Genomic DNA, 23571 nt, shown 5'->3' on the forward strand with positions numbered 1-23571 from the left:
TGGTCCGAGGCGGCGTAGCCTGCCGGCGGCTGGAGAGTTTAAAGATGACCGACAGCAAAGGGCAGGCGGAACCGAGATCTTTGGTCACGCGCATTGCGCAACGTCTTCGGACGCGCTCGGACAGCGAACACGAGATGCGGTTCAACGCCCTTGCCTTTGGAACCGCCATCCTGATCTACCTGCTGGTGGCAGTCGGCCAAGATTCGACCGCCATCGTCATCCCGCCCGTGTATCTCGCGATCAACTTGGCGGTTCTCGGTCATATCCTGCTGCATCCCGGGATCTGTCGTTCGCGTCGAATTTTTTCCATCGCCAGCGATCTCGGCGCACTGTTCTGTGTCCTGCACATGGGCGGAGAGGCCACTGCCATCCTGTTCCCGATCTACTTCTGGGTGATCTTAGGCAACGGATTCCGGTTCGGGATCTTCTTCCTCCTGCTGTCCAGCGCCGTGGGTTTCGTTTCGTTCGGTGCCGTGGTGGCGACGACGTCGTTCTGGAGCTCCTACATCGCCCTGACCGCCGGGCTCTTCGGTGGAATGCTGTTGGTGCCGCTTTGCGCCATGCCCCTCATCCACCAGCTCTCCGAGGCAAGACGCAAGGCCGAGGTGGAAAATCGGGAAAAGGGCCTCCTCCTCGCTAGCATGAGCCACGAGTTGCACCCGCCGCTGACCGCCATCGTCGGCACCGGATCGGTTCTACAGGATACCAAGCTCGATCCAGCGCAGCGGGAGATGGCCCGAAGGGTGGTATCGGCCGGACAACGGCTGCTGGAGCTGATCAATAACATCCGCGACGTTTCCCGCCCCGGAAGTGCCGATGCGCATCGAGCGCAGCGCGATCCGTGCTCGGCAGACCGGTCGCCGTATCGCAACGACTCTGCGAGTCATCGCACATTTCGGTCATAGTCGGAGCCTTGACGTCACCGCCGAAGGAGCAGAAGCCGACAGACTGCCCAAGACGATCAATGCCGGATCGCCGTGAGGGTCAGGAATTCCAAGCCGATTCCGGATCGTCGACCGCAAGACATCATGCGACCTCGATGATTGAAGGAGCAGGATTTGTGGTACCTTAATCTTGGCCTGAATGGTCAAGTACCGCTATTGTCAGGCGGGAGAAACGTCCCGGCAGATTAGAATCCTGTAATCGATGATCGACAGCAAACCACAGACGGGATCGCGATCCGTGATCAGATACATCACGCAGCGCTTCCGGAACCGGCCGGACAGCGAGCACGAGATGCGTCTCAACGGCATCGTCTTCGCGATCGCCATCCTGATCTATGTTCTGGTCACCGGCCAATACAATCAGAGCGCAATCATCGTTCTGGCGGCCTACATCGTATTGAACTTCGCCATTCTCGGCCATATCGCGATGCATCCCGGCGTCTGCCATCCGCGCCGGATCGCAGCCATCCTCGGCGACTTCGGCGCCATGTTCTATGAGATGCATATCGGTGGCGAAGCCTCTACGATTCTATTTCCAATCTATCTTTGGGTGATATTCGGCAACGGCTTTCGTTTCGGCATCGGCTTTCTCGCGATTGCCACTGCGTTCGGCCTAGCGTCGTTCGGCGCAGTGGTGGCGACGACGTCGTTCTGGCGTGAGCACGGGGCCCTGTCAGCCGGCCTGCTCGGGGGCATGGTGCTGCTTCCCCTTTACGCTGCGGTTCTGATCCGCAAGCTGTCGAAGGCGAAGCAGCAGGCCGAGGAGGCGAGCCAGGCGAAGAGCCTGTTCCTGGCCAGCGTCAGCCATGAGCTGCGGACCCCGCTGACGGCCATCATCGGCATGGGGTCGGTGCTGCACGATACCCGGCTGGACCCGTCACAGCGGGAGATGACGCAAACCGTCGTCTCGGCGGGTCAGCAGCTTTTGACCCTGATCAACGACATCCTCGACTTCTCCCGGATCGAAGCCGGGCAGATGACGGTCCAGGCCGCCGATTTCGACCTGCCGTCGCTGCTGTCGGAGATGCGGGCGATGGTCCAGACCCAGGCCCAGTCCAAGGGGCTGCATCTCGCCGTCCACATCGATCGCCGCGTGCCGCTTCGGCTGCGGGGAAGCGAGCGGCATCTGCGGGAGATCGTGCTCAATCTCCTCGGCAACGCCGTCAAGTTCACCGAGACCGGCGGCGTGACGGTCGCGGTCCGGCCCGAGACGGGGGCCGGCGAACGGCCGCGGCTGCGCTTCGAGGTCTCCGACACCGGGATCGGCATCGCACCCGAGGCCTCCGGCCATATCTTCGAGAGCTTCCGGCAGGCCGACGCCTCGATCATGGACCGGTTCGGCGGCACCGGGCTGGGCCTCGCCATCTGCAAGCGGCTGGTCACCCTGCTGGGCGGCGAGATCGGCGTCGACAGCAGCCCCGGCGTCGGCAGCACCTTCTGGTTCACGCTGGACTTCGACCATGCCGCCGATACCGAGACCGAGCCGGCCTTCGAGCCGATCCCCGAGCTCGGCCTGGCCGCCGCCGACGCAGCGCTGATCGGCCGGCTGATGCCGCTTCTGACACCGGTGGCCGGCACGATCGAGACCTTCGGCTCGATCGATGCGGCGCTGGCCTGGCCGAATTTGCGCTCCGCCGATGCGGCCGCTGTCCTCATCGTGGACCGACGAGCCCTGCCAGGCGATCCACAGCGCCGGGCGCAGGCCCTGGCGTCGCTGCGCTCGGCTCCCGCCGTCCGGTCGATCCTGCTCGACGGTCCGGCTGCCGACGAGCCTCTGCCGCGGGAGCTGAAGGAGGTCTTTGCCACGACGCTGTCCGCCGATGCGGACAGCCAGGCCGTCGAAACCGTCCTCCGCATCGCCCAGGCCGGGCGCCCATCCGGCCGGCAGGAGGCGACGGCGATCCGCCGCCGGTCCGGCCCGGTACGAAGCCTGTCGATCCTGGTCGCCGACGACAACCGCATGAACCAGAAGGTGCTGCGGGAGATGCTCACCAGGGCCGGCCATCAGGTCGAGCTGGCAGCGAATGGCGAAGAGGCCCTGGACGCGCTCGACGCCCGGACCTTCGATGTCGTCCTGATGGACATCAACATGCCGGTGATGAACGGCATCGAGGCGACGAAGCTGCACCGCTTCACCGCGCTGGGCCGGCCGCGCGTGCCGATCATCGCGCTGACCGCCGATGCCACGTCGGGTGTCGCCGCACGCTGCGCCGAGGCCGGCATGGATGCCTGCCTGACCAAGCCGATCGAACCCGAGAGCCTGTTCGCCGCGATCGAAGGTCTCCTGAGCGGACAGACCGCCTTGGCCGAGCCGCCGCCGGCCCTGCCGGACAATGTCACGGCACTGCCGCAGGTCGCCGGCCCAGCCGCTGTCGACATGCGCGTGCTCGACCGGCTGGAGGCGCTAGGCGGGAACGACTTCCTGATCGAGCTGATCGACGACTTCCTGGCGGATATCGCGACGATCGCAGAAGATTTGAGGATAGCGGCGCAAAAGGGAGATGCCCTGCTGTTCCGGGCCCATGCCCATGCGCTGCGCAGCGCGACCGCGAATATCGGCGCCCGAGGCCTGTCGGATCTCTGTCAGGATTGGCAGGGCATCAGCGGACCGGATCTCGCCCGCCAGGGCCCGTCGTATATGAGGCAATTGACCGCTGAACTAAACCGCGTTCGGCCGATCCTGCTGCGGAGGCGTAACGCCGCTGCCCGGCCGGCCCAGAACGGCTGATTCCAAACTGGTGGGTGAGGCGGCCGGCTCCCCCGCCTGCCGCCCCAGCTGCCCCTCGGACCACGAGATGAAGCGTCACTCCGCCGCGATCGGTAAGATTGCGGCCCGCCGCCGATCCTGCGCTGCGGTCAGCCTCGCCATCTTCCGAAGATCCGCCTCGCCGAGGCCGAGGCACGCGTCGGCCCAGATGTCGACCACGTCGCGCAGCTCACCGAGCGTGATCGGGTTGACCCGGCGGCGAGCCTGTAGCAAGGCACGGTGCGCATTGTATTTGCGCCCATTCTCGGCGACGTATTCGCGTACTGCCTCCACTCCCTTGCCGTCTTCCGCCAGCACGTCGACGATTCCCATCTCGTGCAGTTCCTCGGCGGTGTAAATGCGTCCGCTGGTGATCATCTTCTCGGTCGCAACCGCTCCGATGCGGCGCGACAGGAAGCTGTACGCTCCCATTCCTGGAAACAGATTGAACAGGATCTCCGGCAAGCCCATCTTGGCGCTCCGCTCGGCAACGATCATGTCGAGCGACAACGCGCATTCGAAGCCACCGCCCAATGCGTCGCCCTGGACCAGTGCCATCGTAATGATCGGCGTGCCGAAGGCGACGTGGTTGCGGTGGATCGCCTCGATCGCCACATGGGCATAGCGGCGAAGGGCCGCCCGGTCCCCAAGCCGGATCTTCTCTATAAACAGGCCCAAGTCGCCGCCCATGCTGTAAATTCCTGGCAGGCCTGAGGCGAAGACGAAGTAACGAATTGGCGGCTCTTGATCCGCCCGTTCCGTGAACATGCGCCGGATCGAATGCTGCATGTCACTGATGTCCCGCAGCAGTTCCGGCGTGAAGCTCGGGCGACCTTCCGGACGCATGAAGCACCAGAAGGTCCGATCGACCGGATCGAGTTCCACGACCAGGTTGCGGTAGTGGCTGCGGGCCACCTCGATATGGGCGGGTTCCCGGGCCTGTGCCTGTGATTGCTGTCCGAAAACAAGGGGCCGCTGCTGCACTGGCTCGGGAATGGCGATGCTGGGGGTCATCTCGTGCTCCTTCGGTTGGTGCCGACCGCGTCAAGCCCGATCGTCAGCTAGGGAGGTCTTCTTCTGCGGAGCGGCAGATCATTGTGTGCATTTCCCGTTATCTTGGCCACCCGGATCAATTATCGGCGTATTGTTTCTATAAAATAGAATAATTTTTACTAGCATTTTATGCCAAAGCCCGTATTTCCGGCCAACTATGCCCAAGAGCGAATTCAGCCTGAACTGGCCTAAAATAGGGACCGGGACCCATCAAATTCGACACCGCTACGCTATTTGGCGTATGTGACATGGGATCGGGACGGATGCGCCCAAGTCAGGAAACCTCCGGCTGCGCCCGAGAATTCCACTTGGCGCTGTTGTCTTCAGCCTGGAAGCGTCTGCGCAAGCCCGTGACCGGACTGTGCCTGCCGGAAGGCGCCGGCCTTGATCGCGGCGTCCGGGGCGCAAGGGGCAGCGTGCCCCTTGCGCCGGATCTTCATCCCACGGCCCTCAGCCGCCGCGGTCGTTCTCGGCGCCGTGGCCGGCGTGGCCGCAAACCGAAGGCCAGATCCCGCTATTTCACCGGCGCCGAGGGCACATACCAGCCGGCGGGAAGCCCGCTGGCCTGGCGGCGGACCGGCGCCGGGGCGGCCGGGGCGGTCGCCGCCACCCGGGTCGGCGCCACCATCACCGGGGCCGGCGCGGGCACGGGCCCGGGCGCCGTCACCCGGGCCGGCCGGGCCTGCGCCGGGCGCGCCTGCGGCTGGGCGACCGACCGGGGCGCGACCGGGGGCGGGCTCGGCCGCTCCGGCTGCGAGGCCGCCATCGCCAGCAGCACGTCGTCGACCGGCTCGACCCGCGGCCGGTCCGGGATCGGCGCCATGGTGACGGGCGCGGGCCGCACCGAGGCCGGGCGGGCGGGCGCGGCCGCCGGCATCGGCGCCACACGGTCGGGGATCGGCTGCATCGCCACCACGACCGGGCGGGACGGCGGCGCCGGAGGCGCCTGGCCGGTACGATCGGCGATGGCGGCGTCGACCCGCGCCATCGTGCCTTGCTCCTCGGGCGACAGCCGATCGGGGATCGGCGCCATCGCCATCACCACCGGCGACCGGCTGCCCGGCCGGCCGGTCCGGGCCTGGATCGCGCCGTCGACCCGCTGCTGGATCTGCTGCTCGGCGTATTGCGTCATCCGGTCGGGCCGGCTCGAACCCGGCTCGATGCCGGCGATCTGCGGGCCGATGATGTCCATGTAGCGCCGGGTCTCGGGCGGCAGCGGGCGCCCGTTCTCGACATACTGCTTGTAGCGGCCGGGCCCGGCATTGTAGGCGCCGAGGAAGCCCGGCGAGCCGTACATCTCGTACAGCTCGCGGATATAGGCGGCCCCGGCCATGATGTTGTTCTCGGGATCGTAGGGATCGCGGCCCAGGCTGTGCCTCTGGCGCAGCTCCTCATAGGTCCCGGGCATCACCTGCATCAGCCCCTGGGCGCCGGCCGAGCTGGTGATCGGCTGCCCGCCCTTCCAGGTGGCCCGGCCGCCGCTCTCCACCCGCATCACCTCGCGGATCCATTCCGGCGGGATGTTGAAGCGCCGCGACGCCTTCTGGATCTGCGGCTCCCAATAGGCGATGTTGCCACCCGACGGCCGAGGCCTGTCGCCACCGCAACCGGCGATCAATCCGGCGACCAGTCCGAGCGTGGCCGCGGCCCTCAGCCAGCTTCCCCTACCGGCCATGATGGCCCCCTCCAGACTCCCCCGGGCACAAGCGCCCATTCTTACATCGTGATCACAGAGATCCACGACAAGCCATTCAAACCTATCATGTTTGTCGAAAGAATGGCAGCCCCGACGAATCGAGGCGCAAGGCGGCTTTCGGGAAATGCCGCTCCGGCTGGGCGCGCCGTCACCGCCTCTCCCACCCCGCCGCCGACCGGGCGCGCTGCATCGCGCGCCGGTATCGGTCGCGATCGCAGCCGGGATCGGCGAGACTGGATCGGTCCCATTCGTGGAGGGAGCCGATGACCGACGACCTGATGCCCGGCTTCACGCCCTTCGAGATCGAGACCGAGCCCGGCATCCGCATCCGCGGCGCGTGCGGCGGCGAGGGACCGCCGGTACTGCTGCTGCACGGCCATCCGCAGACCCATGTCACCTGGCATAGGGTAGCGCCGCGGCTGGTCGCGGCCGGGTACGGCGTGGTCGCTGCGGACCTGCGCGGCTACGGCGATTCCTCCCGGCCGGAGGGCGGCGACAACCACGTCAACTATTCGAAGCGGGCGATGGCGCGCGACCAGGTGGCGGTGATGCGCGCCCTGGGCCATGACGGCTTCGCCGTGATCGGCCATGACCGCGGCGGGCGCGTCGCCCATCGCATGGCGCTGGACCATCCGGGCGCGGTCCGCCGCGTCGCGGTGCTGGACATCGCGCCGACCGCGACCATGTACGCCCGCACCGACCGGGCCTTCGCCACCCGCTACTTCTGGTGGTTCTTCCTGATCCAGCCGGCGCCGCTGCCGGAGCGGCTGATCGAGGCCGACCCGGAGTTCTTCCTGCGCCACCACCTGGCCGGGCAGAGCCGCACGCCGGGCGTGCCGGAGGAGCGGCTGGTGCGGGAATATCTGCGCTGCTATCGCCAGCCGGGCACGATCCACGCGATCTGCGAAGATTACCGGGCCGCGGCCACGATCGACCTGGAGCACGAGGCCGCCGATGCCGACCGGAAGGTCGAGGCGCCGCTGCTGGCGCTGTGGGGCGCCAGGGGTGTGGTCGGGGAGATGTACGACGTCCCGGCGACCTGGCGCGAGAAGGCGACGGATGTCCGCGGCCGCGCCCTGCCCTGCGGCCACACCCTGCAGGAGGAGGCGCCGGACGAGACCGCCGAGGCCCTGGTCGATTTCCTGCGCGAGGATCCGGTCACCCCGCCCTGAGCCGGTCCTCGATCCGGGCCAGCGAGCGGCGGAAGGCGGCGGGATCGTCCAGCGCCCGGGCCAGGACCAGGGCGCCCTGGATCGCCGCGACCGCATCCTCCGCCCGATCGCGAGCCGTGTCCTCGGGCAGGCCGGACCGCGCCAGCGCCTGCGCCAGGGCATCGGTCCAGGCGGCGAAATAGCCCCGGACGGCGGCGGCGAACCGGTCGCGGACATCGCCGAGCGCGAAGGCGCCGACCAGGCAGACCCGGCGGCCGGAGCGGAAATAGGCGTCGACCGCGCGGATCATCTCCGGCACCGCCTGCCGCGGCTCCTCCTCCCGCAGCGGCCGGAAGATGTGCTCCTCGAACCACCCCCCGATCTCGGCCAGCACCGCCGCCGCCATCTCCTCCTTCCCGCCCGGGAAGAAGTGGTAGAGGCTGCCCTTGCCGAGGCCGGTGCGCTCGCCGATCAGGGCCAGGCTGGCGCCTTCGAAGCCGTGTTCGCGGAACACCTCGGCCAGGGCCGGCAGCACGTCGGCGCGTTCGGCGACGATCCTGGGCAAGGCTATAGCCCGAGATCGCTGAGTCCCGGATGGTCCGCCGGCCGCGGGCCGGAGCGGTCCCAGTGGAACTTCCGCTCGGATTCCGCGATCGGCCGATCGTTGATCGAGGCGTGGCGGGCGCGCATCAGCCCGTGCTCGTCGAACTCCCAGTTCTCGTTGCCGTAGGAGCGGTACCACTGGCCGGAATCGTCGCGCCACTCATAGGCGAAGCGGACGGCGATGCGGTTGCCCTCCCAGGCCCAGAGCTCCTTGATCAGGCGGTACTCAAGCTCTCGCGACCATTTCCGGGTCAGGAACTCGACGATCTGGGCACGGCCCTGCGGGAACTCCGCCCGGTTCCGCCAGCGGCTGTCCTCGGTATAGGCCAGTGAGACGCGCTGCGGGTCGCGGGTGTTCCAGGCGTCCTCGGCCATGCGGACCTTCTGGATCGCGGTCTCGCGGGTGAAGGGCGGCAGCGGCGGACGGTCGGCGGTCATGGCGGCTCTCCTCGACGGGATTGTACCGAACGAAACTGACTTTACCGATCAGTACAGACAAAATATTCTCCGTCAAGCCGACCCGCTGCGGCGCTTGACCGCAACCGAGTCGAGGGCGGAGGAATCATCCGCCGCCGAACGCCCGGGCTGTCGCGGCGCCCGCCCTTGATCGGAGCACTCCCTTGCCCTTCTCCCTGCACGAGATCTCGATCGGCGTGATGCTGCCGAAGCTGCGCATGCTGTCGATGCTGCTGGACAAGGCCGCGGCCCATGCCGAGGCCGAGCGGATCGATCCCGCCACGCTGGTCGAGGCCCGGCTGGCGCCCGACATGTACCCGCTGTCGGGCCAGATCCAGCGGGTCAGCGACGCCGCCAAGTTCGGCGCCGCCCGCCTGGCCGGGCTGACGCCGCCGCCCTTCGAGGACAACGAGACCACCCTGCCCCAGCTGCAGGAGCGGCTGGCCAGGACCATCGCCTATCTGGAGAGCATCCGCCCCGACCAGGTCGACGGCCGGGAGGAGGAGACGATCACCATCCCGCTGCGCGACCGGAAGATGGACTTCACCGGCCGCAGCTACGCGCTGAACATGGTGCTGCCGAACTTCTATTTTCACGTCGTGACGACCTACGACATCCTGCGCCACAAGGGGCTGCAGATCGGCAAGCGGGACTATCTGGCGCTGGTGTCCTGAGGACTCCCCAGTTTCCGTCATGGCGAGGCGCGCAGCGCCGTGGCCCCGTCGGGGCTCGCCATGACGACATAAGAGCCGGCGGCACGACCTTGCCATCATGAACATTGGTAACCGCCACTAAACATTTGTGCAGAGAGACCTTCCCCGGCCCCGGCAAAGTGTCGTACCAATGGACGTGAGGCCGGCCGCGCGTCCGGCCTGTATTCGGGAGGATATGAGATGCGTGCCTTGGTCCTGGAGCGGCAGAGGGAATTGTCGCTGCGCGAGATCGACCTGCCCCGGACGCTCGGGCCGGGCGACGTCCGGATCAAGATCGACACCGTCGGCGTCTGCGGCAGCGACGTGCACTACTACACCCATGGCCGCATCGGCCCCTTCGTGGTGAGGGAACCGATGGTGCTGGGCCATGAGGCCGCCGGCACCGTGGTCGAGACCGGCCCCGGCGTCACCAGCCTGAAGGTGGGCGACCGGGTGTGCATGGAGCCGGGCATCCCCGACCTGACCTCCAAGGCCTCCAAGCTGGGCCTCTACAATGTCGACCCCAGCGTCGTGTTCTGGGCGACGCCGCCGGTGCATGGCTGCCTGACGCCGGAGGTGGTGCACCCCGCCGGCTTCACCTTCAAGCTGCCGGACAACGTCTCCTTCGCCGAGGGCGCGATGGTCGAGCCCTTCGCCGTCGGCCTGCAGGCGGCGGTGAAGGCGCGGATCCAGCCCGGCGACCTGGCCGTGGTGATCGGCGCCGGGCCGATCGGCATCATGGCCGCGCTGGCGGCCCTGGCCGGCGGCTGCAGCCGGGTGCTGATCTCCGACCTGCTGCCGGAGAAGCTGGCGATCGCCGAGCGTTATCCCGGCGTCACCGGCGTCAACATCCGCGAGAAGAGCCTGGCCGACGCGGTGGCCGAAGCGACCGACGGCTGGGGCGCCGACGTGGTGTTCGAGGCCAGCGGCAGCCCGCGCGCCTATCCCGGCATCTTCGACACCGTGCGCCCCGGCGGCTGCCTGGTGGTGATCGGCATGCCGGTCGAGCCGGTGGCGGTCGACCTGGTCGCCGCCGCGGCCAAGGAGGTGCGGATCGAGACCGTGTTCCGCTACGCCAACGTGTACGACCGCGCGATCGCCATGATCGCCTCGGGCAAGGTCGACCTGAAGCCGCTGGTCACCGACACCTACCGCTTCGAGGACAGCATCGCCGCCTTCGAGCGGGCGGCCGAGGGCCGGCCGGGCGACGTCAAGCTGCAGATCAAGCTGTAACGGCGCAGGGCGCCGGCCCGGAGCGGCCGGCGCTTGATTCCGCGTTCGCCTTATGTTCCGATAGATGGATCAGCCGTCGGGGAGGAGCGCCATGGCGTCGAAGCAGGCATCGGGGATTCGCGTCGGCATCGGCGGCTGGACCTTCGAGCCCTGGCGCGGGACCTTCTATCCGGAGGGCCTGGCCCAGAAACGCGAGCTGGAATACGCCTCGCGCCATGTCACCTCGATCGAGATCAACGGCACCTATTACGGCTCGCAGAAGCCGGAGAGCTTCGCCAAATGGCGCGAGGAGACGCCGGAGGGATTCGTCTTCTCGGTCAAGGGCACGCGCTTCACCACCAACCGGCGGGTGCTGGCCGAGGCCGGCGAATCGATCGACCGCTTCGTTTCCAGCGGCATCCTGGAGCTGAAGGAGAAGCTGGGGCCGATCAACTGGCAGTTCCTGCCGACCAAGCAGTTCGCCCCCGACGACTTCGAGGCATTCCTCAAGCTGCTGCCGCACAGCGTCGAGGGCCGCGAGCTGCGTCATGTCGTCGAGGTCCGGCACGACAGCTTCCGCACCCCCGAATTCATCGACATGCTGCGCGCCCACAAGGTGGCGACGGTGCTGACCGACAAGGAGGGCTTCCCGGAGATCCCGGACGTGACCGCCCCCTTTGTCTATCAGCGGCTGCAGCGCGCCTCGGAAACGGAGGAGACCGGCTATCCGGCCAAGGAGCTGGACCGTTGGGCCGAGCGCGCCCGGGCCTGGGCCAAGGGCGGCGCGCCCGACGACCTGAAGCCGATCGGTTCGCCGGAGGAGAAACCGCCGAAGTCGCGCGACGTCTTCATCTATATGATCAACGGCTTCAAGCCGAAGGCGCCGGCCGCGGCCATGGCCCTGATCGAAAGGCTGGGGTGAACGGGCCTATCCCCGCCCCGCCGAGGCGGCGATCCGGGACAGCTCGTCGAAGCGCGGGCCGGAGGTCGGGATCTCGATATGGAAGATCTCGGCGATCGCCCGGGTCCAGCCGTGGATGAAATAGGTCCAGCCGTCCTCGACCGTCAGGCCGCGCGCCGCCTGCTGCCGCCGGGCCTGGTCCAGGAACAGCAGGTCGCCGCGGTAGTTGAGGTCCCAGACGAGGCCGCCCCGCGGGAACGGCGCGTCGTCGCCGAGCGGCGAACCCGGCGCATCCTTGCCGAGGCCGGTGGCGTTGACCACCACCGATCCGGGCTTCAGCCCGCGCAGCGCCGTGTCGTTGTCGGCGGGGCCCTGTGCCAGGACATAGTCGACCGGGACGGTGCGCCCCATCTCGCCATGGAGGCGTCGGATCTCCTCGAGCCGTTCCGGGCTGCGGTCCGACACCACGATCCGCGCCGGCCGGTCGGGCCGGGCGTGCATCGCATGCCAGGTCAGGGCGATGGCGGCGCCGCCGGCGCCGATCGTGAACAGCTCCACCCCCGTCCGGGCGAAGTGGCCCGCCGGCACGAAGGCGTCGAAGGCGAGGCCGGCAGAGATCGGGTCCTTGGCATGGCCGACCAGCCGGCCGCCGGACTTGGAGAGGCAGCTGACCTCGTCCAGCCGTGCGGCGTGCGGATCGAGCTCGTCGAACAGGTCGCGGCTGGCGTGGAACAGGTCGATCTTGTGGGTGGTGATCAGGGCGCCGCGCGACAGCGGATCCTCGCGGATGAAGGCCACGGCCTCGCGATAGGCGGCCGGGTCCGCATGCAGCGGGAAGTCGATGCCGCGGATCACGGCGTCGGCCAGGCCGAGCGCCTCGGCCCAGGCCGGGAACACCGTCATGATCGAGCTCTTGCCGGTGGTGACGCCGATGAAATACAGCGTCGGCCGGGTGGTGGGCGGATAGGCGGCCACGGCTCAGCCCCCCTGCCCCGCCGCGGCGGACAGCGCGTCGATCTCGGCCTGCGACCGCGGCCGGTAACCCGGATTGTCGACCGCTATCCAGCCGCCGGCGCCGTCGTCGAGAATACGCTGCCGCATTCCGCCGGAGCGTTCGATGATGCCGTAATCCTGGCCGGCGTCGGCCGGGTAGCAGAAGCTCATCACCAGCTCCTCCGCGCCGATGTTGATCGAGCGGTGGATCCAGTAGGGCGGCACGTAGCAGACGGTGCGCGGCAGGATCTCGACGACACGGGTCTCGCCGGCCGGCGATTCCAGCAGCATCAGGCCGCGCCCGGCCTCGCCGGTGTAGATCTCCGGCCGGTCGGCCTTGGCATGAATGTGGCCGCGGGTCAGGAAGTATTCCCGGCCGATCCTGCCCGGCACCATGCGGGTGACGCCGAAGATCAGGTCGCCCGACGCAGTGGAGGGGCGGACGTCCTGCACCTCGTACACCACCTGATCGCCGGAACGCGCCCGCGCCGCCTCATAGGCGGCGGTGTCGGCGAAGAGGCCGGCCAGATCGGCCAGGGTCTTGACGTACCGGCCGGTCGCCCCGGCCAGTTCCCCGTCCCGCACCTGCAGCGTGCAGCTTATGGGTTCGCGCAGCAGCATGACGGCCCGCGTTTCGTTGTTTCCCACCGACGGAAGGAGTGGCCCGGTTCCTGTGCGGACGCAACCCCGTTCCCGGTCGGGGCTGGATTGACGGCGGGAAGCGCCCGCGGTCCTACTATCGGCAAACAGCGCGACAGACGCCACGCCCATGACCCAGGATCTCGCCCTCTCGATCGACGTCGGCACCGGCAGCGCACGGGTGGCGCTGGTCGACGGCCGCGGCCGGATCCTGGCCATCGCCGCCCGGGAATACGAGCAGATCGTGCCGGCCTTCGGCTGGTCGGAGCAGCGGCCGGCCGATTGGTGGGACGGCGTCGTCCACTCCGTGCGCGCGGTGCTGGACAAGGTCGAGGGCGCCCGCAGCCGGATCGCCGCGGTCTGCGCCTGCGGCCAGATGCACGGCACGGTGCTGGTCGATGCCAACGGCGCCCTGACCCGCGACACGGTTCCCCTGTGGAACGACAAGCGCACGCTCGACCTCGTCGCCGCGTTCGAGCGCGGCCACGACCCGAAGGATTACCTGGCCGAGAGCGGCAACCCGCCGACCCCGGCCTGGCCTGCCTTCAAGCTGGCCTGGATACGCGACCACGACCCCGAGGCCTATCGCCGGGCGGCGGCGGTGATGATGCCGAAGGACTGGGTCAATTTCCGCCTGACCGGCGAGATCGCCATGGAGGCGACGGAAGGGTCCTGCAGCTTCCTGATGAACCCGGCGACGCGCGACTGGTCCCCCGCCATGGTCGCGCTGCTGGGCCTCGACGCCGCCAAGCTGCCGCGGCTGCGCTCGCCGCTGGAGATCCTGGGCGGCGTCACCGCCGCGGCGGCGGCCGAGACCGGCCTGCTCGAGGGCACGCCGGTGCTGGTCGGCGGCGCCGACTATCCGGTGGCGCTGCTGGGCTCGGGCGCCTGCCGGCCGGGGCTCGGCTCCGACGTCACCGGTACCTCCTGCATCATCACCCTGATCACCGAGGCGCCGCTCTTGGACCCGGAGATCTGCAACGTCGCGACGATCGAGGGCGGCTGGGGCCCCTTCGTGCTGCTGGAGAGCGGCGGCGACGCCATGCGCTGGGCCCGCCGCGCCTTCCACGAGGGCGCGCTGGGCTACCCCGAGATCGTCGCCAAGGCGGCTGAAGCCGCACCGGGCGCCGGCGGCCTGCTGTTCCTGCCCTATCTGGTCGGCGAGCGGCTGGGCGCCCATCGCAACGCCCGGGCGCAGTTCTTCGGCCTGGGCGCCGGGCACGGCCTGGCCGAGCTGCACCGGGCGGTGCTGGAGGGCGTGGCCTTTGCCGCCACACGCCACATCCGGGTGATGGAGGCGGCGTCGGACCGCCCGCTCGACCGCGTGATCGCCTCCGGCGGCGGTGCCAAGACCGGGCTGTGGCTGAAGATCAAGGCCAGCGCCTACGGCATCCCGATCCTGGTGCCGGAGGAGGCCGAATGCGGCGTCATCGGCTGCGCCGCCATGGTCGCCGCCGCCATCGGGCGCTTCGCCACGGTGCAGGACGCCGCCGCGGCCCTCGTGCGCTATGCCGCCGAAATCGCGCCCGACCCAGGCTGGGCCGAGCGCTACGCCCGGATGCAGCCGGTCTTCGACCGGCTCTACCGCCACAGCCAGGCGCTGTACGACGACCTGGATGGGATCACGTCATAGCGGCTCGGAGCCCATTCCCAGCCGTCATTGCGAGGAGGCAAAGCCGACGAAGCAATCCAGGGCCACGCCAAACGGCCCTGGATTGCTTCCCCCGGCTCAAGGCCGGGGTCGCAATGACGGCATTGGAGAAGGCTTGAGACGGTCTCGCTTCTGATCACGCCGCATCCCACACCGGCGCCAGCCCTTCCGGGCTGACCAGGCGGCCGTCCGGCCGGGCCAGGGCGTGGATCGCGGCCATCTCCTCGGCCGAGAGCGCGAAGTCGAAGATCGCCAGGTTGGCGGCCGCGCGCGCCTCGCCGACCGTCTTCGACAGGGCGACGACGCCCGGCTGCTGCACCAGCCAGCGCAGCACCACCTGGACCTCTGTCCTGCCGTGGCGGTCGGCGATCGCCTTGATCACCGGATCGCCGATCACCTTGCCGTCGGCCATGGCGTAATAGGCGGTCACGCTCATGCCCGCCTTGCGGGCCGCGGTCAGGACCGCCGACTGGTCGAGATACGGATGGTACTCGACCTGGTTGGTGACCAGCGGCGCGTCGCTGAGCGACACGGCCTCGGCCATCAGCGCCGTGGTCATGTTGCTGATGCCGATATGGCGCACCTTGCCGGCGGCCCGCACCTCGTTCAGCGCGCCGATCTGCTCGGCCAGCGGCACGTCCTGGTTCGGCCAGTGCAGCAGCAGCAGGTCGACATGGTCGGTGCGCAGCTTCTTGAGGCTCTCGTCGACCGAGCGCAGGAAGGCGTCGCGCCGGTAGTTGGAGACCCAGACCTTGGTGGTCAGGAACACGTCGTTGCGGGCGACGCCGGAGGCGGCCAGACCTTCGCCGACCTCGGCCTCGTTGCCGTAGATCTGCGCCGTGTCGATGTGGCGGTAGCCGAGCGACAGCACGTGCCGGACCATGCGGACCGTGTCCGGGCCGTTCATCCGGAAGGTGCCGAAGCCGAGCGCCGGGATCTCGGCGCCGTTGGCGGTGACCAGGGGAACCATATCTCAATCCTTTCTCGTCATTCGGCGGCGTCGGCCGCCGGGCGGAGGGGCTGCTGGACCTGCGGCAGGATCTCGCGCGCCAGCTCGTCGAGCACCTCCTCGACCGGCCGGCGGGAATGCCGCAGATGCAGCGCCAGGTGGTCGACGCCCAGCGCGGCGAGGTGCCGCAGATGCTCGACCAGGCGGTTCCGGCCGAGCCGCGCGCCGAAGCGGTGCGGCTGCGGCGCCGCGTCCGGATCCTCGGCGAGGTCGAGGTGGAAGGCGCTGATGAAGGGCCGGCGCGCCTCGTGCCTGCGGTGCCATTGCTGGGCCTGGGCGGCCAGCAGCTCCGGCGTGTTCGGATAGACGAACCAGCCGTCCATCTGCTCCCCGATCCACTCCAGGCTCTGCCGGCCGCGCCCGGCCATCACCAGCGGGATCGTCGGCTGGGCCGGCCGGGGCAGCAGGTCGAGCGTCGGGGCGCGGGTGCCGTCGCCGAGCGGCAGCCCGCCGGGCTGCCAGGCCTGGCGGATATAGGAGACGGCGTCGCGAAAGGCCTCGCCGCGGCCCTCGAAATCGAGCCCCAGCAGCGGGAACTCCACCGGCCGGTCGCCGGTGGCGACGCCGAGGATGAGCCGACCGCCGGACAGGGCGTCGACCGAGGCGGCCGCCTTCGCCGTCATCATCGGGTGGCGCAGCGGCAGCACCACCGCGGCGGTGCCCAGCGCGACAGTCTTCGTGATCCCGGCGAGGAAGCCGAGATGGGCGAAGACGTCGTAGACCGAGCCGGCATCGCCGAAGCGCTGCGGGTCGAAGACCGGGACGTCGCGCATCCAGATGGCGGCGAAGCCGGAACGGTCGACCTGCCGCACCCGGTCGGCATGGCGGGCCAGGTCGGGCACGCCGAAGGGACGGCCATCGGCGCGGCGCGCGGCCTCGTCCATCGGCGACCAGTCATTGTCGAGCGGCAGCTCGATGCCGAGCGTCAGACCCCGCGGCCGGCGGATCAGGTCGAGCGCCGAGCCTTCCATATGAGACGTCATGCTTCTCTCCGACTCCCCTGCCCCGCAGCGGCGGGCGGTTCGTGTCGGGGCGCAATGTGGGTCGGGGTCCCTCCGGCGATAACCCGGCGCGGCAGACCAGAAGTTGTGAATTCAGTTCACGAATGATCGGGTTTTCGGCCTCGAGTTCCGCCCCCATCTTCCTTGTCGACAAGGACACAGCAAAGGGTGCGGCATGACCATCTTCCTGACCGGCGCCAGCGGCTTCATCGGCGGCGCCGTCGCCCTGCGGCTGATGAAGGACGGGCACCGGATCCGTGGCCTGGTGCGGTCGCCGGAGAAGGCGACGCGGCTGCAGGCGCTCGGCATCGAGCCGGTGCTCGGCGACCTCGCGGACACGGCGCTGCTGGCGCGGGAGGCGAAGGCGGCCGACGCGGTGATCAACGCCGCCGATTCCGACCACCGGCCGGCGGTGGAGGCCTTCCTCGACGCCCTCGCCGGCAGCGGCAAGCCGTTCCTGCACACCAGCGGCACCAGCGTGGTGGCCGACGATGCCCGCGGCGACCGGGCCTCGGACCGCATCTACGACGAGGACACGCCGGTGGAGCCGGTGCCGGGCAAGGCGGCGCGGGTCGCCATCGACCGGGTTGTCGTCGACGCTGCCGGCCGCGGCGTGCGCTCCGTCGTGCTGTGCAACAGCCTGATCTACGGCACCGGCCCCGGGCTGCACCCGGACAGCGTGCAGATCCCGACGCTGGTCGCGCAGGCGCGCAAGACCGGCATGGTCCGCCATATCGGGCGCGGCCTGAACATCTGGTCGAACGTGCATGTCGACGACATGGCTGAGCTCTACGCCCTGGCGCTGGAGCGCGCCCCGGCCGGCGCCTTCTATTACGTCGAGAACGGCGAGGCCTCCTTCGCCGAGGCAGCGGCGGCGATCGCCCGGCGCCTCGGCCTCGGCGCGCCGCAGCCCTGGCCGGTCGACGACGCCATCGCCGCGCTGGGCTTCGGCCACGCCGTCTACTCGCTCGGCTCCAACAGCCGGGTCCGTGGCAAGCGCGCCCGGGCGGAGCTGGGCTGGGCACCGAAGCACGCCTCGCTCATCGACTGGATCGAGACCGAGATGCCTATCGCATAGAACAAGCCACGAAGGCTGGAGCGCGTTGCCTCTCCCGCAAGCGAGACCCTTTCACAACGGCCATTCCTCGCCGTCATTGCGAGGAGGCGAAGCCGACGAAGCAATCCAGGGGCCAAGCCAAACGGCCCTGGATTGCTTCGCTGCGCTCGCAATGACGATGTTTTGAAAAAGCCTCGCTTGCGGAAGACGCAACGTGACTGCGCCATAGCCTCGAGCGGCACCTAGCCTCTCAGGTATCGCGCAAAATCGGCGAGGATCAGCGGCCAGCCCTGCGGCGAGGCCATGCCGTCGCGCAGCCGCGCCGCCCCGTCGCCGTGCCGCGCGAGATCACGGTGCTCCAGCTCGATCCGGGTCCGCCCCTGCTCCGGCACGAAGCGGATCTCCAGCTCGCTCGCCCGCTCCGGCGGCTCCGGCGCCCGCTCCGGGCTGATGGCGAAGGACAGCACCAGCCGCGACGGCGGCTCATAGGCCCTGACCTCGCCCCAGGGCGTCTCCTTTCCGTCGCGGTCGCGCTCGAACCACAGCCCGCCGACCCGCGGTTCGACAATGGCGGTGTCGAACGCCGCCAGGGCCCAGGTGTAGGGGAGCGGCCACCACCGCCCGAGCCGGTTGGCGAAGGCGTCGAAGGCGCGGTCCTGCGGCGCGTCGACGGTGATGCTCACCCGAAGCGGGTCCGGTCCTGCCATGGCGTCCTCCCGAAGCGGCGCCGGCCGTGCGGCCAGGCTTCGACTCAATCAACGCGCGGGACGCCGGCCCGTTTCCGTCAGGCCGCGACCAGCCCGCGCCGGGTGTCGGACAGGAACTCCAGCAGCTCCGGCACACCCTTGTCGCCGGCATGGTCGCGCCGCACCCGGGCCATCCGCTCCGCCTTCGTGCCGGTGCCGCGGAACAGCAGGCGGAAGACGCGGCGCAGGGCCAGCACCTCCGGCTCGGTGAAGCCGTGGCGGCGCAGCCCGACCTCGTTCAGCGACACGAGGCGCGCCCGGTCGCCCTGGACCAGGCAGAAGGGCGGCACGTCCTGCGCCACCATTGCGCCGGCGGCGACGAAGGCATGGGCGCCGATGCGGGTGAACTGGTGCACCCCGGCCAAGCCGCTGACATGGACATGGTCGCCGACCTCGATATGGCCGGCCAGGGTCGCGGCGTTGGCGAAGCGGGTGTGGCTGCCGATGCGGCAGTCATGGGCGATGTGGGCGCAGGCCATGAACAGGTTGCCGTCGCCGATCTCGGTCAGCCCGCCGGAGACGCCGACGCCCGGCTGGATGGTGACGTATTCGCGGATGATGTTGTCGTGGCCGATGACGAGCCGCGTCTCCTCGCCCTTCCATTTCAGGTCTTGCGGCGGCGCGCCGACCGAGGCGAACTGGAAGATCTGGTTGCGGTCGCCGATCTCGGTCCGCCCCTCGACCACCGCATGCGGCCCGACGATGCAGTCGCGGCCCAGCCGCACCTTCGGCCCGATCACGGCATAGGGGCCGATGCGCGTGCCCTCGCCGATTTCGGCGCCGGGTTCGATGATCGCGGTTCGGTGGATCAGGGATGACGTCATGCGGGGTCCCGAACGGAGAGTGCCGGACAGTCCGGCACGCCGCCGATCCTGCCGCCCGGAGCACCAGGGGCAAACTCAAAATTTGTTACAAATCATTGCGTTGGCTGCCGGCGCCGCAGCGCGGGCCGGCTTGGCCGGCGGGCACCGGCACGCTATGGTCGCGCAACCCGCCGGGAGCTGCCATGACCACCGCCGCATCGGTTCCGTCCGCCCTCGATCCCGTCGAGATGACCGTCGCGGATGCGCAGGCCGCCTTCGCCGGGGGCATCACGGCGGAGGCCCTGGCACAGGCCTTCCTCGACCGCATCGCGCGTTACAACCCGCGCTACGTCGCCCTGATCACGATGAACCCGGACGCCCTGCGCGAGGCGCGCGAGATCGACCGGCGTCGTGCTGCCGGCGAGGCACTGGGCCCGCTGGCCGGGGTGCCGGTGGTGGTCAAGGACACGATGGACATGGCCGGGCTGCCCAGCACCGGCGGATGGCGCCTGCTGAGCGCCCGGGCCGGCGGCGTCGACCTGATCCCGGCGACGGATTCGCCCGTTGTGGCGCGGATGCGCGCCGCGGGCGCCGTCATCCTGGGCAAGACCAACGTCCCCGTGCTGAGCGCGTCCGGCAGCCATGCCGACGACAGCTGGGCCGGCGCCACGCTGAACGCCGCCGCCCCCGGCCGCATGCCGGGCGGCAGCAGCGCCGGCACCGCCACCGCGGTCGCCGGCAGCCTCGCCGTGCTGGGCCTGGCGGAGGAGACCGGCGGCTCGATCCAGAACCCGGCCTCGGCCCAGGATCTGGTCGGGGTCAAGCCGAGCTTCGGCCTGGTGCCCAATGCCGGCGTCATGCCGCTGGCCGGCAGCACCCGCGACGTCGTCGGCCCGATCGCGCGCTGCGTGCGCGACGCGGCACTGGCGCTGGACGCGATCGCCGGCTTCAGCCCGGAGGATCCGAAGACCGTGGCCGGCATCGGGCACAGACCGCGGGGCGGCACCGCCGCCGGTCTCGACGCCGGGTCGCTGCGCGGCAGGCGCTTCGGCCTGTACGGGCCGGGGTGGCGCAGCCAGCCGCTGTCGGCCGAGACGGCGGCGCTGTACCGGCGCGCGATGGGCGAGCTGCAGGCCCGGGGCGCGGTCCTGGTCGAAGATCCGTTCGCGGGGACGGGCTTCGCCGACATCGCCCGGCCGGCGCCGGGCGCCGAGGGGTTCGACCCGCGCGGCATCGAGGCCCTGCCCTACGACCTGGATGGCTATCTGAAGCGGCTGGGCCCGCAGGCCGCACTCCCGAACTTCGAGGCGTTCAGGACCGCTGTGGCGGCGGAGGATCCCTTCGCCCCGGGAGGCGTGCTCGCCTTCATGGCGGACCGGCCGGCCTTCCGGGCGAGCCTGGCCGACCCGCTGGCGCCGCCGGACCTGAGCGATTTCCTGGAAGCGAAAGAGGCCTATCTGACGATCTTCGCCGAGGTCATGGCGCGGCACGGGCTGGACGGGCTGGCGTTCCCGCAGATGCGGGAGGAGCTGCCGACCGTGGAAAGCTCCGGATCGGTGCAGGAGACCTCGGTCTCCGAGATCAACATCGCCGGCCTGCCCGCCGTTACGGTGCCGGCGGGATATCACGCATCGGGCGCGCCCTTCGGTCTGATCTTCATCGGCCCGATGTGGAGCGAAGCGGCCCTGCTGTCTTTCGCCTTCGATTACGAAAGCGCCACCCGGCACCGAAGACCGCCGGCCCTCAGCGCGTAAGACGCCGGCACGGCGCTGGCCGGCCCGACGGGCGCCGGGCATAATCCGGCGCAACGATGCGGGCGCCGCCTGCCGGGGAGGATCCGCCGATGGAGCTGTCGACGCTGCTGCTCTACGCCGTCACGCTCGGCGTGGCCTGCGCCGTGCCGGGCCCGACCACCGCGGCGCTGGTGGCGCGCGTGCTCGGCCGCGGCAGCCGGGGAGCGCCGGCTTTCTGCCTCGGTCTGGTGGCCGGCGACCTGATGTGGCTCGGCGCCACCGCGCTCGGCCTCGCCATGCTGGCCGCGACGCTGCAACCGGTCTTCGTGGCGATCAAATACGCCGGCGCGGCCTATCTGCTGTATCTCGCCTGGCGGCTGTGGACCGCCCCGGCGTCGGGGCCGGTCGAGGCGCAGCCGGTGCGCGGCGAAGGCCTGCGACTGTTCCTGACCGGCATCTCGGTCTGCCTCGGCAACCCGAAGACGACGCTGTTCTACCTGGCGCTGCTGCCGACCATCATCGACCTGCCGCGGCTGACCTGGGTCGGCTTCGCCGAGCTCGCCGCCACCCTGGTCGTGGTCTATGGCACGGTGCTGGCGGCCTATGTCGTGCTGGCCCTGCGCGCCCGCCGGATGTTCCGGTCGCCGCGGGCGCTCAAGGCGATCAACCGCGGCACCGGCGCGGTGATGGCCGGCGCCGCGGTGGCCGTGGCGACGCGGTAGTCCTCAGCCGACCGCTGCGATCACCGCGTCGCAGACGCGGTCGGCATCGGCATCCGACAGGAAGGGGTGCATCGGCAGGCTCAGCACCTCGCGGCTCAGCGTCTCGCTGACCGGCAGCGAGCCCTCGCCTTCGCCATGGGCGCGGTAGGCCTCCGCCAGATGCATCGGCGTCGGATAGTAGATCGCGGTCGGGATGCCGGCCTCGCCCAGCCTCGCCCGCACCGCGTCGCGCTCCGGCACGCGGATGGTGTACTGCGCCCAGGCGCAGGACAGGCCGTCCGGCATCACCGGCGTCTGGACGCGGTTGGACAGCCGGGCCGAATAGTGCCGGGCCAGCCGGTCGCGGGCCGCCAGCTCCTCGCCGAAGCTGGGCAGCTTGGCCAGCAGCACCGCCGCCTGGATGGTGTCGAACCGGGCGTTGAGGCCGACCCGCACGGTGTCGTAGCGGCTCTTGCCCTCGCCATGGACGCGGATCGACTTCAGCACCGCGGCCAGCTCGTCGTCATCGGTGAAGACGGCGCCGCCATCGCCATAGCAGCCGAGCGGCTTGGCCGGGTAGAAGCTGGTGGCGGTGACCGGCGCCAGCGACCCGACCGGGCGGTCGTGGAAGGCGCCGCCGAAGCTCTGCGCCGCATCGGCGATGACGAACAGGCCATGCGTATCGGCGATCGCCTGCAGCTTCGGATAGTCGACCGGCAGGCCGAACAGGTCGACCGCGATCACCGCCTTCGGCGCCAGCCTGCCCGCCGCCTGGGTGGCGGCGATGCGGCGCTCCAGATCGGCCAGGTCGATCAGATAGGTCACGGGATCGACGTCGACGAAGACCGGCGAGGCGCCGAGCAGCAGGATGGCCTCCGCCGTCGCGGTGAAGGTGAAGGCCGGCACGAAGACGGCGTCGCCCGGGCCGATGCCGCGCGCCATCAGCGGCATGATCAGCGCGTCGGTGCCGCTCGACACCGTCAGGCAGTGGCGGGCGCCGGCGCGGCGCGCCAGCTCGCCCTCCAGCTCCGCCACCTCCGGCCCCAGGATGTACTGGCCGTGGTCGAGCACCGCATGGATGCGGGCGTCGATCAGGGGCTTCAGGCGGGCGTATTGCTGCTTGAGGTCGACGAAGGGAAGCGACACGGGCGAGCCTCTCGGCTGTATTCAGGATCGCGGCTGATGTAGCCCCGCCCCGGCCGCGACACCAGCCGGAAACGCGATCCGGACAAACCGTCTCAGGATCGGGCCGCCTCAGTGCTCGGACACGTCCGGGCCGAGCGAGCGCAGCAGGTCGACCAGGCGGCGGCGGACCGTCGGATCCTCGATCCGGTAATAGGCGCGGACCAGCTCCAGCGTTTCGCGGCTCGCCACCATCTCGGTGTCGGTCACCGGATGGGCGGAGCCGCCGCCGTTCTGCGGCGCGTCGGCCATGCCTTCGAAGAAATAGCCGACGGGGACATTGAGGATGCGCGTCAGCTGGTGCAGCCGGCTGGCGCTGACGCGGTTGGCGCCGCGTTCGTATTTCTGGATCTGCTGGAACGACACGCCGAAGGCCGCGGCCAGTTTCTCCTGGCTCATTCCCAGAAGGGTGCGGCGCTGGCGCAGGCGGGCACCAACGTGGACGTCCACCGGATCCGGGCCATCCTCGGTGATGGTCTTGCGCCGGCGCTGTCGGTCCAAGCCGCGGGTGGCCATACTGTCACTTCCTCCTGCGGGCCTCGGCCCGACACCGAATACGATCGCGAACGACCGATCTGGTGCGGTCCCCCATTGCCGCAGTG

General features: G+C 69.7%; 22 protein-coding genes. 10 read left to right on the plus strand and 12 right to left on the minus strand.

Translation table 11 applies throughout. The annotated features are described in order from the left end of the window. Positions 1–44 precede the first annotated feature (44 nt). Positions 45–905, plus strand: a complete 861-nt coding sequence (locus tag G537_RS0103215) for a histidine kinase dimerization/phospho-acceptor domain-containing protein (RefSeq protein WP_026868876.1) — start codon at positions 45–47, stop codon at positions 903–905. 277 nt (positions 906–1182) lie between these two features. Beyond that, positions 1183–3672 carry a hybrid sensor histidine kinase/response regulator gene (locus G537_RS0103220; protein ID WP_162146075.1) on the plus strand — a complete coding sequence of 830 codons (2490 nt, stop codon included), beginning with the start codon at positions 1183–1185 and terminating at the stop codon, positions 3670–3672. A gap of 75 nt (positions 3673–3747) precedes the next feature. Here G537_RS0103220 and G537_RS36195 read toward each other — a convergent pair whose 3' ends face one another. Both G537_RS36195 and G537_RS44625 read right to left on the minus strand, forming a co-directional pair. Further along, positions 3748–4704, minus strand: a complete 957-nt coding sequence (locus G537_RS36195; protein WP_051247749.1) for a crotonase/enoyl-CoA hydratase family protein — start codon at positions 4702–4704, stop codon at positions 3748–3750. 553 nt (positions 4705–5257) lie between these two features. Then, entirely contained in the window at positions 5258–6418 is a 1161-nt protein-coding gene (locus tag G537_RS44625; RefSeq protein ID WP_211230267.1) for a lytic transglycosylase domain-containing protein, read from the minus strand. Between the two features lie 284 nt (positions 6419–6702). Here G537_RS44625 and G537_RS0103235 point away from each other — a divergent pair, with 284 nt between their 5' ends. Beyond that, complete coding sequence (locus G537_RS0103235) at positions 6703–7611, plus strand: alpha/beta fold hydrolase (protein ID WP_026868878.1); 909 nt, start codon at positions 6703–6705, stop codon at positions 7609–7611. Here the strand turns inward: G537_RS0103235 and G537_RS0103240 are convergent. Beyond that, a complete protein-coding gene (locus G537_RS0103240; protein ID WP_026868879.1) occupies positions 7598–8155 on the minus strand; it encodes a TetR/AcrR family transcriptional regulator in 558 nt (185 codons plus the stop codon). The genes G537_RS0103235 and G537_RS0103240 overlap by 14 nt on opposite strands. A 2-nt stretch (positions 8156–8157) precedes the next feature. Then, a complete protein-coding gene (locus G537_RS0103245; RefSeq protein ID WP_026868880.1) occupies positions 8158–8631 on the minus strand; it encodes a nuclear transport factor 2 family protein in 474 nt (157 codons plus the stop codon). 182 nt (positions 8632–8813) lie between these two features. On the opposite strand from G537_RS0103245, the gene G537_RS0103250 reads away from it, so the two are divergent. The 3 genes from G537_RS0103250 (at position 8814) to G537_RS0103260 (ending at position 11475) form a co-directional block, all read left to right on the plus strand. Further along, positions 8814–9323 carry a DUF1993 domain-containing protein gene (locus tag G537_RS0103250; RefSeq protein ID WP_155888478.1) on the plus strand — a complete coding sequence of 170 codons (510 nt, stop codon included), beginning with the start codon at positions 8814–8816 and terminating at the stop codon, positions 9321–9323. 219 nt (positions 9324–9542) lie between these two features. After that, positions 9543–10574: an NAD(P)-dependent alcohol dehydrogenase gene (locus G537_RS0103255; RefSeq protein ID WP_026868882.1), complete on the plus strand. Its 1032-nt coding sequence runs from the start codon at positions 9543–9545 to the stop codon at positions 10572–10574. A 91-nt stretch (positions 10575–10665) separates the two neighbouring features. After that, positions 10666–11475: a DUF72 domain-containing protein gene (locus G537_RS0103260; protein ID WP_026868883.1), complete on the plus strand. Its 810-nt coding sequence runs from the start codon at positions 10666–10668 to the stop codon at positions 11473–11475. Between the two features lie 6 nt (positions 11476–11481). Here G537_RS0103260 and G537_RS0103265 read toward each other — a convergent pair whose 3' ends face one another. Then, complete coding sequence (locus G537_RS0103265) at positions 11482–12429, minus strand: shikimate dehydrogenase family protein (RefSeq protein ID WP_026868884.1); 948 nt, start codon at positions 12427–12429, stop codon at positions 11482–11484. 3 nt (positions 12430–12432) lie between these two features. Then, positions 12433–13068, minus strand: a complete 636-nt coding sequence (locus G537_RS0103270; protein ID WP_026868885.1) for a glucose-6-phosphate isomerase — start codon at positions 13066–13068, stop codon at positions 12433–12435. Positions 13069–13216: 148 nt separating this feature from the next. Between G537_RS0103270 and G537_RS0103275 the strand changes: the two genes are divergently transcribed. Further along, positions 13217–14719, plus strand: coding sequence for a xylulokinase (locus G537_RS0103275; RefSeq protein ID WP_026868886.1), 1503 nt, complete (start codon positions 13217–13219; stop codon positions 14717–14719). Positions 14720–14873: 154 nt separating this feature from the next. Here the strand turns inward: G537_RS0103275 and G537_RS0103280 are convergent, their stop codons facing one another. Together G537_RS0103280 and G537_RS0103285 are read right to left on the minus strand one after the other, a co-directional pair. Beyond that, entirely contained in the window at positions 14874–15707 is an 834-nt protein-coding gene (locus G537_RS0103280) for an aldo/keto reductase (RefSeq protein ID WP_026868887.1), read from the minus strand. A 17-nt stretch (positions 15708–15724) separates the two neighbouring features. Further along, positions 15725–16729, minus strand: coding sequence for an LLM class oxidoreductase (locus G537_RS0103285; RefSeq protein ID WP_026868888.1), 1005 nt, complete (start codon positions 16727–16729; stop codon positions 15725–15727). Positions 16730–16922: 193 nt separating this feature from the next. Here G537_RS0103285 and G537_RS0103290 point away from each other — a divergent pair, with 193 nt between their 5' ends. Then, positions 16923–17825 (plus strand): NAD-dependent epimerase/dehydratase family protein, encoded by a 903-nt coding sequence (locus G537_RS0103290; RefSeq protein ID WP_026868889.1) that lies wholly within the window; start codon positions 16923–16925, stop codon positions 17823–17825. A gap of 221 nt (positions 17826–18046) precedes the next feature. On the opposite strand, the gene G537_RS36205 is transcribed toward G537_RS0103290, so the two are convergent. Further along, positions 18047–18511 (minus strand): SRPBCC family protein, encoded by a 465-nt coding sequence (locus G537_RS36205; RefSeq protein WP_034850383.1) that lies wholly within the window; start codon positions 18509–18511, stop codon positions 18047–18049. A gap of 77 nt (positions 18512–18588) precedes the next feature. Then, the gene (gene lpxA, locus G537_RS0103300) at positions 18589–19374 is read right to left on the minus strand and encodes an acyl-ACP--UDP-N-acetylglucosamine O-acyltransferase (protein ID WP_034850384.1); all 786 of its coding nucleotides are present in this window, start codon (positions 19372–19374) and stop codon (positions 18589–18591) included. 182 nt (positions 19375–19556) lie between these two features. Between lpxA and G537_RS0103305 the strand changes: the two genes are divergently transcribed. Continuing rightward, positions 19557–21107 carry an amidase gene (locus tag G537_RS0103305; RefSeq protein WP_026868891.1) on the plus strand — a complete coding sequence of 517 codons (1551 nt, stop codon included), beginning with the start codon at positions 19557–19559 and terminating at the stop codon, positions 21105–21107. 89 nt (positions 21108–21196) lie between these two features. Beyond that, positions 21197–21808 carry a LysE family translocator gene (locus G537_RS0103310; protein WP_026868892.1) on the plus strand — a complete coding sequence of 204 codons (612 nt, stop codon included), beginning with the start codon at positions 21197–21199 and terminating at the stop codon, positions 21806–21808. A 3-nt stretch (positions 21809–21811) separates the two neighbouring features. Here the strand turns inward: G537_RS0103310 and G537_RS0103315 are convergent, their stop codons facing one another. Both G537_RS0103315 and G537_RS0103320 read right to left on the minus strand, forming a co-directional pair. Continuing rightward, positions 21812–22933 carry a DegT/DnrJ/EryC1/StrS family aminotransferase gene (locus G537_RS0103315; RefSeq protein WP_026868893.1) on the minus strand — a complete coding sequence of 374 codons (1122 nt, stop codon included), beginning with the start codon at positions 22931–22933 and terminating at the stop codon, positions 21812–21814. 108 nt (positions 22934–23041) lie between these two features. Then, positions 23042–23485, minus strand: coding sequence for a helix-turn-helix domain-containing protein (locus G537_RS0103320; protein WP_026868894.1), 444 nt, complete (start codon positions 23483–23485; stop codon positions 23042–23044). Positions 23486–23571: the final 86 nt, after the last annotated feature.

The organism is Inquilinus limosus DSM 16000 (genome assembly GCF_000423185.1).
Taxonomy (GTDB): Bacteria; Pseudomonadota; Alphaproteobacteria; order DSM-16000; family Inquilinaceae; genus Inquilinus; species Inquilinus limosus.

What these genes read in the sequence shown, in the direction of transcription:
- G537_RS0103215 (WP_026868876.1), top strand. Translation starts at nt 45, where the DNA reads ATGACCGACAGCAAAGGGCAGGCGGAACCGAGATCTTTGGTCACGCGC.
- G537_RS36195 (WP_051247749.1), bottom strand. Translation starts at nt 4,704, where the DNA reads ATGACCCCCAGCATCGCCATTCCCGAGCCAGTGCAGCAGCGGCCCCTT.
- G537_RS44625 (WP_211230267.1), bottom strand. Translation starts at nt 6,418, where the DNA reads ATGGCCGGTAGGGGAAGCTGGCTGAGGGCCGCGGCCACGCTCGGACTG.
- G537_RS0103235 (WP_026868878.1), top strand. Translation starts at nt 6,703, where the DNA reads ATGACCGACGACCTGATGCCCGGCTTCACGCCCTTCGAGATCGAGACC.
- G537_RS0103245 (WP_026868880.1), bottom strand. Translation starts at nt 8,631, where the DNA reads ATGACCGCCGACCGTCCGCCGCTGCCGCCCTTCACCCGCGAGACCGCG.
- G537_RS0103255 (WP_026868882.1), top strand. Translation starts at nt 9,543, where the DNA reads ATGCGTGCCTTGGTCCTGGAGCGGCAGAGGGAATTGTCGCTGCGCGAG.
- G537_RS0103260 (WP_026868883.1), top strand. Translation starts at nt 10,666, where the DNA reads ATGGCGTCGAAGCAGGCATCGGGGATTCGCGTCGGCATCGGCGGCTGG.
- G537_RS0103270 (WP_026868885.1), bottom strand. Translation starts at nt 13,068, where the DNA reads ATGCTGCTGCGCGAACCCATAAGCTGCACGCTGCAGGTGCGGGACGGG.
- G537_RS0103275 (WP_026868886.1), top strand. Translation starts at nt 13,217, where the DNA reads ATGACCCAGGATCTCGCCCTCTCGATCGACGTCGGCACCGGCAGCGCA.
- G537_RS0103280 (WP_026868887.1), bottom strand. Translation starts at nt 15,707, where the DNA reads ATGGTTCCCCTGGTCACCGCCAACGGCGCCGAGATCCCGGCGCTCGGC.
- G537_RS0103285 (WP_026868888.1), bottom strand. Translation starts at nt 16,729, where the DNA reads ATGACGTCTCATATGGAAGGCTCGGCGCTCGACCTGATCCGCCGGCCG.
- G537_RS0103290 (WP_026868889.1), top strand. Translation starts at nt 16,923, where the DNA reads ATGACCATCTTCCTGACCGGCGCCAGCGGCTTCATCGGCGGCGCCGTC.
- G537_RS36205 (WP_034850383.1), bottom strand. Translation starts at nt 18,511, where the DNA reads ATGGCAGGACCGGACCCGCTTCGGGTGAGCATCACCGTCGACGCGCCG.
- lpxA (WP_034850384.1), bottom strand. Translation starts at nt 19,374, where the DNA reads ATGACGTCATCCCTGATCCACCGAACCGCGATCATCGAACCCGGCGCC.
- G537_RS0103305 (WP_026868891.1), top strand. Translation starts at nt 19,557, where the DNA reads ATGACCACCGCCGCATCGGTTCCGTCCGCCCTCGATCCCGTCGAGATG.
- G537_RS0103310 (WP_026868892.1), top strand. Translation starts at nt 21,197, where the DNA reads ATGGAGCTGTCGACGCTGCTGCTCTACGCCGTCACGCTCGGCGTGGCC.
- G537_RS0103320 (WP_026868894.1), bottom strand. Translation starts at nt 23,485, where the DNA reads ATGGCCACCCGCGGCTTGGACCGACAGCGCCGGCGCAAGACCATCACC.